This window comes from Streptomyces hilarionis (assembly GCF_024539675.1).
Classification (GTDB): Bacteria; Actinomycetota; Actinomycetes; order Streptomycetales; family Streptomycetaceae; genus Streptomyces; species Streptomyces hilarionis.
In genome coordinates, this window is record NZ_JAHHIT010000757.1 from 1 (window position 1) to 264 (window position 264).

Here is a 264-nt window from a genome sequence, read left to right on the forward strand (position 1 = left end):
GGATTAGCGTGCTCTGCTGGGTCTTGGCGGGGTGTTCCACCGACAAGGACACGCTTCTGCCCCATGGCGAGCAAACCATGCTGGACATCTGGAACGGTGCCGGTTCGCAAGGCACTCAGCAGCAACTGCTGGATGCTCGGCAGCAGTTACGCCGTCCGCTGAACCGGGCAGATTTCTCCGCTTCTCTCCAGGAACCTTACACGCGCACAGCGGTGAACGAGATCCACAACCTGTTTCCTCGCCTGCCCAATCCCGATCTGGTGC

The 264-nt window shown here is 60.6% G+C and carries 1 protein-coding gene; it reads left to right on the forward strand.

Going from position 1 to position 264, the window contains the following annotated elements; translation table 11 throughout:
• Positions 1 to 8: 8 nt before the first annotated feature.
• Positions 9 to 264: TIGR03751 family conjugal transfer lipoprotein (locus KMS84_RS44645; protein ID WP_256921610.1), on the forward strand; the 256-nt coding region annotated here is incomplete at its 3' end.